Origin of the sequence: Amycolatopsis sp. NBC_00355, assembly GCF_036104975.1 — a bacterium.
Lineage (GTDB): Bacteria > Actinomycetota > Actinomycetes > Mycobacteriales > Pseudonocardiaceae > Amycolatopsis.
Map to the genome: position 1 here is coordinate 9626104 of NZ_CP107982.1, position 13084 is coordinate 9639187.

The window sequence follows — 13084 nt, forward strand, 5'->3', positions numbered from 1 at the left end:
GTCCGGGTCACCCCGCCGGTTTCCCGGGCCCCGCAGGCTGTCCCGGGCCGCGCCCGGGCCTCGTCCCCGTGCGGCGATCGCACCACGCGGGGGTCGGCCGGGGCAAGCGGACACGGGCCCCTCGTGAAGTTCTCCACCCGGGGGCAACCCGAATGGACGACAACGCGTCTTACCTGCGGGTTCCCCCTGTCGGGTGACGGAATACCGGCAATGTCTGACTCGTTGCAGAACCCGCGAGGGCGTGAGCTACCCTTCCCGGGCTCCGGCCGCAGGACGAGGCCCAAAACGAGAGAGACCTCGGTCACTCCGGCCGTCGGGCACAAACAGCGGCCCTGGAACGTTGACCAGCGGCACGGCGGACTCGCGGGCGCACCCGGGGGTCCGGGAAAACGACTACACAAGCTGATCGCAGGGGTGAGGGACACATGGCTACCGACTACGACGCTCCGCGCCGCAGCGAAGCCGACGAGCTGGCCGAAGACTCGTTGGAGGAGCTCAAGGCCCGGCGGAACGAGAACCAGTCCGGCGTCGTCGACGTCGACGAGGACGCGACCGCCGAGAACTTCGAGCTGCCGGGTGCCGACCTCTCCGGGCTTTCCGGTGAGGACATGACCGTGAAGGTGGTGCCGAAGCAGGCGGACGAGTTCACCTGCTCCGTCTGCTTCCTGGTGCACCACCGCAGCAGGCTGGCCGAGGAGAGCGGTGGACGCCTGATCTGCCGCGACTGCGCCTGAGGCGCGGGAGCTCGGACCAGGGGTTCAGGGGACGAACAGACGCGACGGAGGGCCCTGAGGGATCAGGGGAGGGCTCGAAGCGCGCTGGGGACAAGGGGGCCGGCCGGCAGGCCGGCCCCCTTCCACGTCCGCGTGTCCCGGGCGCTCAGGCGCCCTTGAGCAGCTCGGCGACCTTGCCCGGGTGCCGGGTGCTGAACAGCCAGTACGGCGTCGGGTCCGCGGGGTCGGTGAGCCGGATCCGCACGGCCGGGCCGACCCAGCCGCGGTGCAGCACGTACGCCGCGGGGTCGCCGTCGCGCCCGAGCGCCTTGCGCTTGGCGTCCTTGTCGAAGATCTCCACCTCGCCGACGTAGCGCAGCGGCAGGTGGGCGTCGCCCACCCACAGCTCGGGCTCGTCGCCGCCGGTGACGCGGATCCGGGACTTGCCGAGCGACAGCAGCAGCGCCACCACGACCGGCAGCGCGATCACGTACGGCAGCCACGCCCGGATCCCGGGGTAGCCGAGGTCGATCTCGGCCGCCAAGAGGATCGCGCCCAGGACCGGCAGCGGCCAGCCCCACCACGGGACGTAGAGCCGCTCGGAGTGCCGGACTGCGGCGCTCGAGGCCGTCTTCGCTGATTCACCCACGAGTAGAGAGTAATCTCGCCGCCCGTGTCCAGCGTTCAGGTACTCCTCTCCCGGCTCGACCCGGATGTCCCGCTGCCCGCCTACGCCCGACCGGGCGACGCGGGCGCCGATCTCGTCACGACCTCGGATATCGTGCTCGAACCCGGGGAACGCGGGGTGGTCGGCACCGGCGTCGCGATCGCGCTCCCGCGGGGGTACGCGGGGTTCGTCCACCCCCGGTCGGGCTTGGCCGCCCGGGTCGGCCTCTCGGTGGTCAACACCCCGGGCACGATCGACGCGGGCTACCGGGGTGAGATCAAGGTCTGCCTGATCAACCACGACCCGGTGCACCCGGTGAAGCTCACGCGCGGCGACCGCATCGCCCAGCTGATCGTGCAGCGGGTCGAGCACGCGGAGTTCGTCGAGGTCGCCGAGCTCGACGCGACCGAACGGGGCGCCGGCGGCTACGGCTCCACCGGCGGACACGCCACACTGGGAGCAGACGCGCTCGCCGCGAGCGCCGGGGCTGGGGAAGGAACGGAGAAGTAGTGGGGATTTTCGGACGCAAGCGGCGGACCGAGGGCGGGTCCGCGGGACGGCACGCCGCGCCCGATGCCGACGACACGATCGAGGACGAGTCGTTCTCGGAGGACTCCGAGCTGTCGGACGTCTCCGACGGCCCGTTCGACGTCGCGGACTTCGAGGACGACGGCGTCCCGCGGATCGACCTCGGCTCGGTGAAGGTGCCGGTGCCCGACGGGTCGCAGGTCCAGGTCGAGATGGACCCGGAGACCGGCGGCGTGCGGGCCGTGCACGTCGTCACCGAGCAGGGCCAGATCACGGTCAGCGCGTACGCCGCGCCGCGCACCGGCGGGCTGTGGCGGGAGGTCAGCGCCGAGCTGGCCGACCAGCTGCGGGCCGACGGCGCCAAGGTCAACATCGGCCGCGGCGTGTGGGGCCTGGAGATCTCGGCCATCGTCGGCGACGTCTCGCTGCGCTTCGTCGGCATCGACCGGCCGCGCTGGATGCTGCGCGGCGTCATCGCCGGGCCGCAGTCGGAGGCCGCGGCGGCGGTGGAGGTGCTCCGGGACATCGTCCGGCGCACGATCGTCGACCGCGGTGACGCGCCGATGCCGGTCCGGACGCCGCTGACCATCACGCTCCCGGACGCGGTCGCCGAGCACATCGCCGCCCAGCAGCAGGGCTAGCCGCCCACTCGAAAGTCCGTGAAGGCCTCCTTGAGGGACTCAGAGTCCCTCAAGGAGGCCTTCACGGACTTTGGCACGCCCGGAGGAAGGCGAGCACGGTCGCGCGGCCCAGGGACTCGCGGTCGGCGCCCAGCGCGGCCAGCGTCGTCTCGCCGAGGGACGCGCGGGGCAGCGCCGCGGCCCACTCGGATGCGACTTTCGTCGGGTGTATCGGGTCGTCGGTGCACGTGCCGACGCCCGCCGGGACGTCCAGCCCCGCCAGCTCGGCCAGCGACGGTGACGGGCGGGCCGAAGCGACGCGCAGGCCCGCCGCCAGGCCGTCGCCGTGGCGGCGCCACGCGCGGTCGAGTTCCGCCCGCAGCCAGTCCGGGCTGCCGGCGGTGTGCGCCAGCGCGGCGTCGACCCCGGAACGGGCCACCAGATCCGCCGACAGCGTCGCGGCCTGCGATGCGGGTGCCAGGCCCGGATCGCCGTTCCAGGCCGGGAGCGCGGCCAGCAGGCCCCCGCAACGGCCCGGATTGCGCACGGCCCACTCGGCGGCCAGGTGGGCGCCGAACGAAATGCCGCCGACGAGCAGTTCGCCGTGTTCGTCCGCCAGCGCGTCGAGGATCTCCAGGTAGCCGTCGGCGAGCTCCGCCCCTGGTGGCGGGGGTGGGGTGAGCAGCGGGACGCCGAGGGCGCGCAGCGGACCGGCGAAGACCGCGCGGACGAACACCTCGTCGGAGCCGGTGCCGGGGAGCAGCACGGCGGCGGGAACCGGGATTACGGACGTCACGTTGCGATCTTTGCGCAAAGGCGTTTCCCTGACGGGGACCGCAGTACGCTGGAAACGTTCGGGCCGCAAAGACCAAGTCGGGGGCCCCGGAGCACAGGAGCACCTATGTCCGCCAAAGACGGCGGCTACTTCAGCCGGTTGGTTCGCAAGCTGACCAGCGACGTCGAGGATCTCGACGCCGACGAGATGTCGATGAGGTCGGACGCCGAAGGCGCGCAGCGCGCCTGCGACTGCCGCTCCGGCGAAGAGGTCACCGTGATGGGGAGACTCCGCAGCGTCGAGCTCTGCCCGACCAACGAAGCCGCCACCCTGGAGGCGGAGCTGTTCGACGGGACACAGGGCGTGACGCTAATCTGGCTCGGCCGCCGCCGGATCGCGGGCATCGAACCGGGCCGGACGATCAAGGTGCGGGGCCGGATGGCGACGCGTGACGGCCAGAAGGTGCTGTACAACCCCTATTACGAACTCCAGAGCCCAGTGAGTTGATCACCTATCGTGACTGATCCCGCCCCGAGCGAGAAGAAGACCGACGACTCCGGCGACTCCGATGAACCGCAGCCGACCCTGCTCGAGCAGATGGGCGGCGTGTCCGGCCTGATCTACTCGTCGCTGCCGGTGATCGTGTTCGTCCTGGCGAACTCTTTCTTCGGCCTGACCGCGGCCATCTGGACCTCGATCGGCAGCGCGGTGGCGATCACCGTGCTGCGGCTGGTGCGCAAGGAGCCGCTGCAGCCGGCGATCTCCGGCTTCTTCGGCGTCGCCATCGCGGCGTTCATCGCCTACCGCACCGGGTCCGCGAAGGGGTTCTTCCTCTTCGGGATCTACGCGAGCCTCGTCTACTGCGGCATCTTCGTGCTGTCGGTGGTGGTGCGCTACCCGATCGCGGGCGTCGTCTGGAACATGCTCAACGGCACCGGCCAGACGTGGCGCAAGGACAAGCCGTCCCGCTACGGCTATGACGTCGCCACACTGGCCATGGCGGCGATCTTCGCGGCCCGGTTCGTCGTGCAGCGGTGGCTCTACCAGGAGGACTACACCGGCTGGCTGGCCTTCGCGAAGATCGCCATGGGCTACCCGCTCTACGCGCTGGGCCTGCTGGTGGTCGTCTGGGCCGTGCGCCGGTCCGACAAGCGCCTCAAGGCGATGGCCGAGGACGAACCGGCGCCGGAGACCGACGCCGAGGTCGAAGCCCGGCTCCGCGAAAAGTACGCGGCCCCCGAGGCCTGAAGTTCCCCGAAGCCGTGAAGGCCTCCTTACCGGCCATAAGAGCCGGTAAGGAGGCCTTCACGGCTTTGTCAGTAGCCCAGGGCCGTGCGGATCTCCGGCTCGACGTCGGACGTCGCCACGAACAGCAGCTCGTCACCCGGCTCCAGGGGATCCTCCGGCTGCGGCACGATCACGCGGTCGCCGCGCAGGATGGTCACCAGCGCCGCGTCGCGGGGGAGCGCCAGCTCGCTCACCGGCTTCCCGGCCAGCGGCGTCTCCTCCGGGAGGGTGAGCTCGACGAGGTTCGCGTTGCTCTGCCGGAACGTCATCAGCCGGACGAGGTCGCCGACGCTGACCGCCTCTTCGACCATCGCCGCGAGCATCCGCGGGGTCGAGACCGCGACGTCGACGCCCCAGGCGTCGGTGAACAGCCACTCGTTGGCCGGGTTGTTCACCCGGGCCACGACGCGCTTCACCGCGAACTCGGTCTTCGCCAGCAGCGACACCACGAGGTTGGCCTTGTCGTCGCCGGTCGCGGCGATCACGACGTCGCACTGCTCGATCCCGGACTCCTCGAGGATCGACACCTCGCAGGCGTCACCGAGCACCCAGTCGGCCTGCTCGACGGTGTGCGGCTCGAACTGGTCGGCCTCCCGCTCGATGAGCATCACCTGGTGCCGGCCGTCGATCAGCTCGGCGGCGATCGAGCGGCCCACGGCGCCCGCACCGGCAATCGCGACCCTCATGCCTCGTCCTCCGGTTCGCGGTTGGCCACACTGCCCACGTCGCTGACGGTGCCGGAGCGCGCGGCCACCCACACGTCGTCGTCGGCCTGCAGCACGGTCCTGGGTTCCGGCAGCACGGCGGTGCCGAAGCGCATGATGAACGCCACCCGCGCGCCGCTCGCCTCCTGCAGGGACTTCACGGAGTGCCCGACCCAGCCCTCGTGCAGCGGCAGCTGCAGGATCGCGACGTTGCCCGACGGGTCCCGCCACGCCGACGCGACCCCGTCCGGCAGCAGGGTGCGCAGGAACCGGTCGGTCGTCCACGGCACGGTCGCCACCGTCGGGATGCCCAGCCGCTCGTAGACGGCCGCGCGCTTGTGGTCGTAGATCCGCGCCACGACGTGCTCGATGCCGAAGTTCTCGCGCGCGACCCGCGCCGAGATGATGTTGGAGTTGTCGCCGCTGGACACCGCGGCGAACGCGCCGGCCCGCTCGATCCCGGCTTCGATCAGCACCTTGCGGTCGAACCCGACCCCGACGACCTGCTGGCCGTGGAAGTCGCTGCCCAGCCTGCGGAACGCCTGCTGGTTCTTGTCGATGACGGCCACCTCGTGGCCGAGCCGCTCCAGCGCAGCGGCCAGGGACGCGCCTACCCGGCCGCATCCCATGATCACCACGTGCACGCCCTGCCTCCTCGTTCGGCGGTTACCCGTCCGTTGCTACCCCGACATGCCAGCGCCGAACCTACCGTGCACCCCGGCAGCTAGTCTTTCGTGGTGTCGAAGTTCCCGACCGTGCTGAAACGCCTGGTCCTCGGACGTCCGTTCCGCAGTGACAGGCTCGCTCACACGCTCCTCCCGAAGCGCATCGCGCTGCCCATCTTCGCGTCCGACGCGCTCTCGAGCGTGGCGTACGCGCCGGAAGAGATCTTCCTGACGCTGAGCGTCGCGGGTCTCTCCGCGTACGCGCTGGCGCCGTGGATCGGCATCATGGTCGCGCTGGTGATGCTCGTCGTCGTCGCGTCCTACCGGCAGAACGTGCACGCCTACCCGAGCGGCGGCGGTGACTACGAGGTCGCCAACACGAACCTGGGCGGCAAGTTCGGGCTGACCGTCGCGAGCGCGCTGCTCGTCGACTACGTGCTCACGGTCGCGGTGTCCACTTCGTCCGGTGTGGCCAACATCGGGTCCGCCGTCCCCTGGGTCGCCGAGCACAAGGTGCTGGCGTCCATCGTGATCGTCTCGGTGCTCACCGCGTTGAACCTGCGCGGCATCCGCGAATCCGGGAAAGCCTTCGCAATCCCGACGTACGGGTTCATCCTGGGCATTCTGGTCATGGTCGTCTGGGGGTTGTTCCAGGCGGCGACCGGCACCGAGATGAAGGCGGAGAGCGCCGGCTTCACGCTGACGGCCGAGGGGACCTTCGCCGGCGTCGCGTACGCGTTCCTCGTGCTGCGGGCGTTCTCCTCCGGCGCCGCGGCGCTGACCGGGGTCGAGGCGATCAGCAACGGCGTCCCGGCGTTCCAGAAACCCAAGTCGAAGAACGCGGCGACCACGCTGCTGATGATGGGCCTGCTCGCGGTCACCATGCTCGTCGGCATCATCACCCTGGCCACGATCACCGACGTCAAGTTCGCCGAGGACCCGGCCGAGCAGCTCGTCGGCGCGCCCGCGGGCTACCAGCAGAAGACGATCGTCGCGCAGATCGCGCACGCGGTGTTCGCCGACTTCCCGCCGGCGTTCTACTACATCTCCTTCTCCACCGGCATCATCCTGCTGCTGGCCGCGAACACCGCGTTCAACGGTTTCCCGGTGCTGGGCTCGATCCTCGCGCAGGACCGCTACCTGCCGCGGCAGCTGCACACCCGCGGCGACCGGCTCGCGTTCTCCAACGGGATCCTGTTCCTGTCGGCGTTCGCGCTGGTGCTGATCATCGCGTTCGACGCCGAGGTGACCCGGCTGATCCAGCTGTACATCGTCGGTGTGTTCGTGTCGTTCACGGTGAGCCAGGCCGGCATGATCCGGCACTGGAACCGGTTGCTGGCCAAGGAAACCGACCCCGGCGTGCGGCGGCGGATGCGGCGCTCGCAGACGGTCAACGCGGTCGGCCTCACCTGCACCGGCGTCGTGCTGGTGATCGTGCTGATCACGAAGTTCCTGCTGGGCGCGTGGATCGCGATCGCCGCGATGATCGCGATCTTCGTGCTGATGACGGCGATCCGGAAGCACTACGACCGCGTCGCCGACGAGCTGAAGGACCTGGGCGACACCCCGACCGTGCTGCCCTCGCGCAACCACGCGATCGTGCTGGTGTCCAAACTGCACCGTCCGACGCTGCGCGCGCTGGCCTACGCCAAGGCGATGCGCCCGGACGTCCTCGAAGCCGTCACGGTCAACGTGGACGACGCCGACACCCGGCGGCTGACCGCCGAGTGGGACGCGCACAACTTCAAGGTGCCGCTGAAGGTCGTCGAATCGCCCTACCGCGAGATCACGAAACCGGTGCTCGACTACGTGAAGCGCGTGCGCGGCGACAACCCGCGCAACGTCGTGACCGTGTTCATCCCGGAGTACGTGGTCGGCCACTGGTGGGAGCAGGTCCTGCACAACCAGAGCGCGTTGCGGCTCAAGGGCCGGCTGCTGTTCCAGTCCGGGGTGATCGTGGCGAGCGTGCCGTGGCAGCTGGAGTCCTCCGCCAAAGCGGCCGCGCGCGTCCGGAACGAACGGCCGGCCGCCGGCGACGTCCGGCGCGGATTCTCCCCCGGCGGCACCCCGCCCGTTCCCAAACCTGTCTCCCAACCCGTCTCCAAACCCGTCGCGAAACCCAAGGAGCCCGCTGAATGACGTCCTGGCAAGGCCGAGTCCTCGAGGTGGAGGTCGGTGCGGTCGCGCACGGCGGCCACTGTGTGGCCCGCGCCGACGGACGGGTGGTGTTCGTCCGGCACGCGCTGCCCGGGGAGCACGTGCGCGTCGAGGTCACCGAGGACAACGGCGGCTCGTTCTGCCGCGGCGACGCGGTCGAGGTGCTCAAGCCGTCGCCGGACCGGGTCACGCCACCGTGCCCGCTCGCGGCGCCCGGCGCGTGCGGCGGCTGCGACTGGCAGCACGCGTCGCCCGCGTACCAGCGTGAGCTGAAGGCCGCGGTGGTTTCCGAACAGCTGCAGCGGCTGGCCGGCATCGAGCGCGAGGTCGTCGTCGAAGCCCTCGAAGGCGGGCCGCTGGACTGGCGCAGCCGCGTCCGGCTGGTCGCCGGGCACGACGGGCGCGCGGGCCTGAGGGCCCACCACAGCCACCGCGTGGTGGCCCTGGAGGACTGCCCGATCGCGGTGCCGGGCGAGCTCGAAGACGTCCTCGCGCGGCGCTGGCGACCGGGTAGCGAGCTCGAAGTGACCAGCGACGGCGACGGCCGCACCCACGTCCGCGAGCTGTCGACGGTGCGGGGCAAGGTCCGCGCCCGGCAGCTCTCGGGCGGCGTGGCGGTGCAGCACGCCGCGGGCCGCGACTGGCGCCTCGACGCGCACGGTTTCTGGCAGGTCCACCCGGCGGCGGCGTCCACGCTCGCCGCGGTGGTGGCGGAGTGGGCGGAAGCGCCGGTCGGCGGCTCGGCCTGGGACCTTTACGCGGGGGTCGGGCTGTTCGCGTCGGTGCTGGCTTCGCAGGTCGGCGAATCCGGGCGGGTGCTGGCGATCGAGTCGGGCCGCCGCGCGGTCTCCGACGGCGAGCACAACCTCGCGGACCTGCCGCAGGTTTCGTGGCAGGCCGGGCGGGTGGAGGACGTGCTGTCCGCGGCGGAAAAGCCGGTCGACGTCGTCGTCCTGGACCCGCCCCGCAAGGGCGCCGGGAAGGCCGTGGTGGAGTCGATCGTGGCCGGCCAGCCGGACCGCATCGTGTACGTCGCCTGCGACCCGGCGGCCCTGGCCCGCGACCTCGCGACGTTCGTTTCGCACGGCTACGCGCTGACGGCGCTGCGGGTGTTCGACGCGTTCCCGATGACGCACCACGTGGAGTGCGTGGCGCTGCTGTCCTGAGTTTTGCCGGTGGTGGCCGTCACCCTGTCCCGGTGACCGATCTCGCTCTTTCGACCGGGCCGCGTCGATGGTGACCGGCCTGGTCACGGCGGTGGGTCAGTTGCCCGGGCACCGCGAACGCCGCCGCCAGGCCGGTCGCCGTCATCGCCACTCTCGAGGCCCGCAGCACCCACGCTCCGGCTCCCGCGGCTGGGCCGTTCGGTGGATCCCGATCGGGCGACAGCGGACGGGCTCAGCCGGCGAACCAGTGCTGCGGCGCCGGGCGCAGGTTCTGGTAGATGTGCTTGGTCTCGGTGTACTCGCCCAAGCCCGTCGGGCCCAGCTCGCGGCCGAACCCGGACTGCTTGTAGCCGCCCCACTCGGCCTGCGGCAGGTACGGGTGGAAGTCGTTGATCCACACCGTGCCGTGGCGCAGCCGGCCGGCCACGCGCTGCGCCCGCCCCGCGTCCTGCGTGAACACCGCGCCGGCCAGGCCGTAGTGGGTGTCGTTGGCGATGCGGACGGCGTCGTCCTCGTCGGTGAACGTCTCGACGGTCAGGACCGGCCCGAACGACTCGTCGACGACCGCCGACGAGCCCTGTTTCACCTGGTCCAGGATGGTCGGGAGGTAGTAGAAGCCGTCGGCCAGCGCCGGGTCGTCCGGCCGGCGGCCGCCCGTGCGCAGCACCGCGCCCTCGGCCAGCGCCGCCGCGACGTACCGCTCGATCTTGTCGCGGTGCGCCGCCGAGATCAGCGGCCCGGTCTCCGCACGGGAGTCGAACGGGCCGCCGAGGCGGATCCGATCGGCCCGGCGCACCAACTCGGCGACGAACTTGTCGTGCCACTCGCGCTGCACGATCAGCCGCGCGCCCGCCGAGCAGACCTGGCCGGAGTGCAGGAACACCGCGGTCAGCGCGTAGTCGACGGCCGTGTCGAAATCCGCGTCGGCGAAGACCACGTTCGGGTTCTTGCCGCCCAGCTCCAGGGCCACTTTCTTGACCGTCCCCGCGGCCGCCGCGGCGATCACCCTGCCGGTCGCCAGCCCGCCGGTGAACGACACCAGGTCGACGTCGGGGTGCTCGGCCAGCGGCGCGCCGACCTCGGCACCGGCGCCGAGTACCAGGTTCGCGACGCCGGGCGGCAGGCCCGCCTCGGTGAGCAGCTTCAGGAACAGGATCGACGTGTGCGGCGTCAGCTCGCTGGGCTTGAGCACGAACGTGTTGCCCGCGGCCAGCGCCGGCGCGATCTTCCACACGGTCTGCAACAGCGGGTAGTTCCACGGTGTGATCAGCCCGCAGACGCCGACCGGTTCGTGCACGATCCGGCTGAAGGCGTCCGGGTTGCCGGTGTCGACGACGCGGCCCGCGTCCTGGGCCGCGAGCTTGCCGAAGTACCGCAGGCAGGCGGCGATGTCGGCCATGTCGTAGCGGCTCTCGACCAGGCGCTTGCCGGTGTCGAGCGACTCGGCCCTGGCGAACGCCTCGGCGTCGCGGTCCAGCAGGTCGGCGGTGCGCAACAGCAGGTCACCGCGCAGGTGCGCGGGTGTACCGGGCCACGGGCCGGTGTCGAACGCGCGCCGCGCCGCGGCGATGGCGGCCTCGGTGTCCTTGGCGGTGCCCTCGGCGACCGTCGCGACCAGGGTGCCGTCGGCCGGGCAGCGGATCTCGCGACGTCCGCCGCCTGCCGCGTCCACCCAGTCGCCACCGATGAAGAAGTCCGCCATGTCACCCATTCTCGTGGCCACGCCGCGTGACCGCCACAGCAGCGCGGGGAGACGAGGTTCACCCCGCGTGATGACCCGTGATCGCGCTCCGCCTGTGACGCCGGACGCGGCGGGCGGTGGCGCGGTGGCGGGTCTCCGTAGACTGGCCGGAACGCGGGGTTTGTCGATCAGGTGAGGTGGAGACGAGTGACGATGCTGGAGTCCGTCAGCGGACCGGCGGACCTGAAGCGCATGAGTGTCGAGGACCTCGGCGAACTGGCGGCCGAGATCCGGGACTTCCTCGTCGACAAGGTCCGCCGGGCCGGCGGGCACCTGGGGCCGAACCTCGGCGTCGTCGAGCTGACGCTGGCCCTGCACCGCGCGTTCGATTCACCGCGCGACGCGATCGTCTGGGACGTCGGGCACCAGGCCTACGTGCACAAGATCGTCACCGGCCGGGCGGACGGCTTCGACAAGCTGCGCCAGACCGGCGGTGTCACCGGTTACCCGTCGCGCGCCGAGAGCGAGCACGACTGGGTGGAGAGCAGTCACGCCTCCTCGGCTCTGTCCTATGTAGACGGACTGGCGAAGGCGTTCGCGCTGGGCGACGACGAGCGGCACGCGGTCGCCGTCGTCGGCGACGGCGCGCTCACCGGCGGCATGTGCTGGGAGGCGCTCAACAACATCGCCGCGCACCGGGATCGCCCGGTCGTGATCGTCATCAACGACAACGGCCGGTCCTACTCGCCGACCATCGGCGGGCTCGCCGACCATCTCGCCGCGCTGCGCCTGCAACCCGGGTACGAGCGGCTCCTCGACGGCGGCCGCGAGCTGCTCAAGCACACCCCCGTCGTCGGCAAGCCGATCTACGCCGCCCTGCACGCGGCGAAGGCCGGTCTGAAGGACGCGCTGAGCCCGCAGGCGATGTTCTCCGACCTCGGCCTGAAGTACCTCGGCCCGGTCGACGGCCACGACTTCGCCGCGCTGGAGAAGGCGTTCCAGAGCGCGAAGGCGTTCGGCGGCGCGGTGATCGTGCACGTGGTCACCGAGAAGGGCCACGGGTACGCGCCCGCGGTGAACAACGAGCACGACCAGATGCACCAGACCGACCCGATCGACCCGGAGACCGGCCTGCCGCCGGTGAAGGGCCCCAGCTGGACCGGCGTGTTCGGCGACGAGCTGGCGAAGATCGGTGCCGACCGCGAGGACGTCGTCGCGATCACCGCGGCGATGCTGCGCTCGACCGGGCTGGACAAGTTCGCCGAGGCGTTCCCGGACCGCTGGTACGACGTCGGCATCGCCGAGCAGCACGCCGTCACCTCGGCCGCCGGCCTCGCGATGGGCGGGCTGCACCCGGTCGTCGCGATCTACTCGACGTTCCTCAACCGCGCGTTCGACCAGGTCCTGATGGACGTCGCGCTGCACCGCCTGCCGGTGACGCTGGTGCTGGACCGCGCCGGGATCACCGGGCCGGACGGGCCGAGTCACCACGGCATGTGGGACCTGTCGCTGCTGGGCATGGTGCCGGGCATGCGCGTCGCCGCCCCGCGCGACCCGGCCACACTGCGCGAGGAGCTGCGCGAAGCCGTCGCGATCAACGACGGCCCGACCGCGCTGCGCTTCTCCAAGGGCAAGGTCGGCACCGACGTCACGGCGGTCGAGCGCCTCGGCACGGTCGACGTGCTGCGCCGCCCGAAGGAAGGCGCCGACGTCCTGCTGGTCACGGTCGGCGCGTTCGCCACGTTGGGCTTGGCGGCCGCTGCGCGCTTGGCCGACCAGGGCATCGGCGTCACGGTGGTCGACCCGCGCTGGGTGCTGCCGGTGCCGGCGGAGCTGGTCGCGCTGGCCGAGCAGCACAAGCTGGTGGTGACGGTCGAGGACAGCGGCCGCCACGGCGGCTTCGGCTCGGCCCTGGCGGCGGTCTTCCGCGACGCGGAGTGCGACGTCCCGCTGCGCGACCTGGCGGTCCCGCAGACCTTCCACGACCTCGGCAGCCGCGACGAAGTGCTGACCCGCATCGGCCTCACCGCCCAGGACGTCGCCCGCCGGGTGACCGAATGGGCCTCGGACCGGATCGGCGCTCCCGCGGAGCGGTCCGCGAAGAGCGCCGACCGCAGCTGA

The 13084-nt window shown here is 71.4% G+C and carries 13 protein-coding genes; 8 read left to right on the forward strand and 5 right to left on the reverse strand.

Translation table 11 applies throughout. The annotated features are described in order from the left end of the window. Positions 1-425 precede the first annotated feature (425 nt). Positions 426-734: a DUF4193 domain-containing protein gene (locus OHS18_RS44795; RefSeq protein ID WP_086676737.1), complete on the forward strand. Its 309-nt coding sequence runs from the start codon at positions 426-428 to the stop codon at positions 732-734. Positions 735-879: 145 nt separating this feature from the next. Here OHS18_RS44795 and OHS18_RS44800 read toward each other — a convergent pair whose 3' ends face one another. Then, complete coding sequence (locus OHS18_RS44800; protein ID WP_328458738.1) at positions 880-1362, reverse strand: DUF3093 domain-containing protein; 483 nt, start codon at positions 1360-1362, stop codon at positions 880-882. A 24-nt stretch (positions 1363-1386) separates the two neighbouring features. On the opposite strand from OHS18_RS44800, the gene dut reads away from it, so the two are divergent. Then, complete coding sequence (gene dut / locus OHS18_RS44805) at positions 1387-1890, forward strand: dUTP diphosphatase (RefSeq protein ID WP_328458736.1); 504 nt, start codon at positions 1387-1389, stop codon at positions 1888-1890. Next, positions 1890-2549: a DUF3710 domain-containing protein gene (locus OHS18_RS44810; protein WP_328614887.1), complete on the forward strand. Its 660-nt coding sequence runs from the start codon at positions 1890-1892 to the stop codon at positions 2547-2549. The genes dut and OHS18_RS44810 overlap by 1 nt, the downstream gene beginning before the upstream one ends. A gap of 61 nt (positions 2550-2610) precedes the next feature. Here OHS18_RS44810 and OHS18_RS44815 read toward each other — a convergent pair whose 3' ends face one another. Beyond that, complete coding sequence (locus OHS18_RS44815; RefSeq protein ID WP_328618688.1) at positions 2611-3294, reverse strand: alpha/beta fold hydrolase; 684 nt, start codon at positions 3292-3294, stop codon at positions 2611-2613. 135 nt (positions 3295-3429) lie between these two features. Here OHS18_RS44815 and OHS18_RS44820 point away from each other — a divergent pair, with 135 nt between their 5' ends. Both OHS18_RS44820 and OHS18_RS44825 read left to right on the forward strand, forming a co-directional pair. Next, positions 3430-3810 carry an OB-fold nucleic acid binding domain-containing protein gene (locus OHS18_RS44820; protein ID WP_328458732.1) on the forward strand — a complete coding sequence of 127 codons (381 nt, stop codon included), beginning with the start codon at positions 3430-3432 and terminating at the stop codon, positions 3808-3810. Positions 3811-3819: 9 nt separating this feature from the next. Beyond that, a complete protein-coding gene (locus OHS18_RS44825) occupies positions 3820-4551 on the forward strand; it encodes a DUF3159 domain-containing protein (RefSeq protein ID WP_328614888.1) in 732 nt (243 codons plus the stop codon). 68 nt (positions 4552-4619) lie between these two features. Here OHS18_RS44825 and OHS18_RS44830 read toward each other — a convergent pair whose 3' ends face one another. Both OHS18_RS44830 and OHS18_RS44835 read right to left on the reverse strand, forming a co-directional pair. Then, a complete protein-coding gene (locus tag OHS18_RS44830; RefSeq protein ID WP_328458728.1) occupies positions 4620-5276 on the reverse strand; it encodes a potassium channel family protein in 657 nt (218 codons plus the stop codon). Further along, entirely contained in the window at positions 5273-5938 is a 666-nt protein-coding gene (locus OHS18_RS44835; protein WP_328458726.1) for a potassium channel family protein, read from the reverse strand. The genes OHS18_RS44830 and OHS18_RS44835 overlap by 4 nt, the downstream gene beginning before the upstream one ends. A 93-nt stretch (positions 5939-6031) precedes the next feature. Between OHS18_RS44835 and OHS18_RS44840 the strand changes: the two genes are divergently transcribed. Both OHS18_RS44840 and OHS18_RS44845 read left to right on the forward strand, forming a co-directional pair. Continuing rightward, positions 6032-8098, forward strand: a complete 2067-nt coding sequence (locus OHS18_RS44840; protein ID WP_328458724.1) for an APC family permease — start codon at positions 6032-6034, stop codon at positions 8096-8098. Continuing rightward, positions 8095-9282 (forward strand): class I SAM-dependent RNA methyltransferase, encoded by a 1188-nt coding sequence (locus tag OHS18_RS44845; protein ID WP_328614889.1) that lies wholly within the window; start codon positions 8095-8097, stop codon positions 9280-9282. Before OHS18_RS44840 ends, OHS18_RS44845 begins: the two co-directional genes overlap by 4 nt. A 232-nt stretch (positions 9283-9514) precedes the next feature. Here the strand turns inward: OHS18_RS44845 and OHS18_RS44850 are convergent, their stop codons facing one another. Continuing rightward, complete coding sequence (locus OHS18_RS44850) at positions 9515-10984, reverse strand: aldehyde dehydrogenase family protein (RefSeq protein WP_328614890.1); 1470 nt, start codon at positions 10982-10984, stop codon at positions 9515-9517. A 186-nt stretch (positions 10985-11170) separates the two neighbouring features. Here OHS18_RS44850 and dxs point away from each other — a divergent pair, with 186 nt between their 5' ends. After that, complete coding sequence (gene dxs / locus OHS18_RS44855) at positions 11171-13084, forward strand: 1-deoxy-D-xylulose-5-phosphate synthase (protein ID WP_328614891.1); 1914 nt, start codon at positions 11171-11173, stop codon at positions 13082-13084.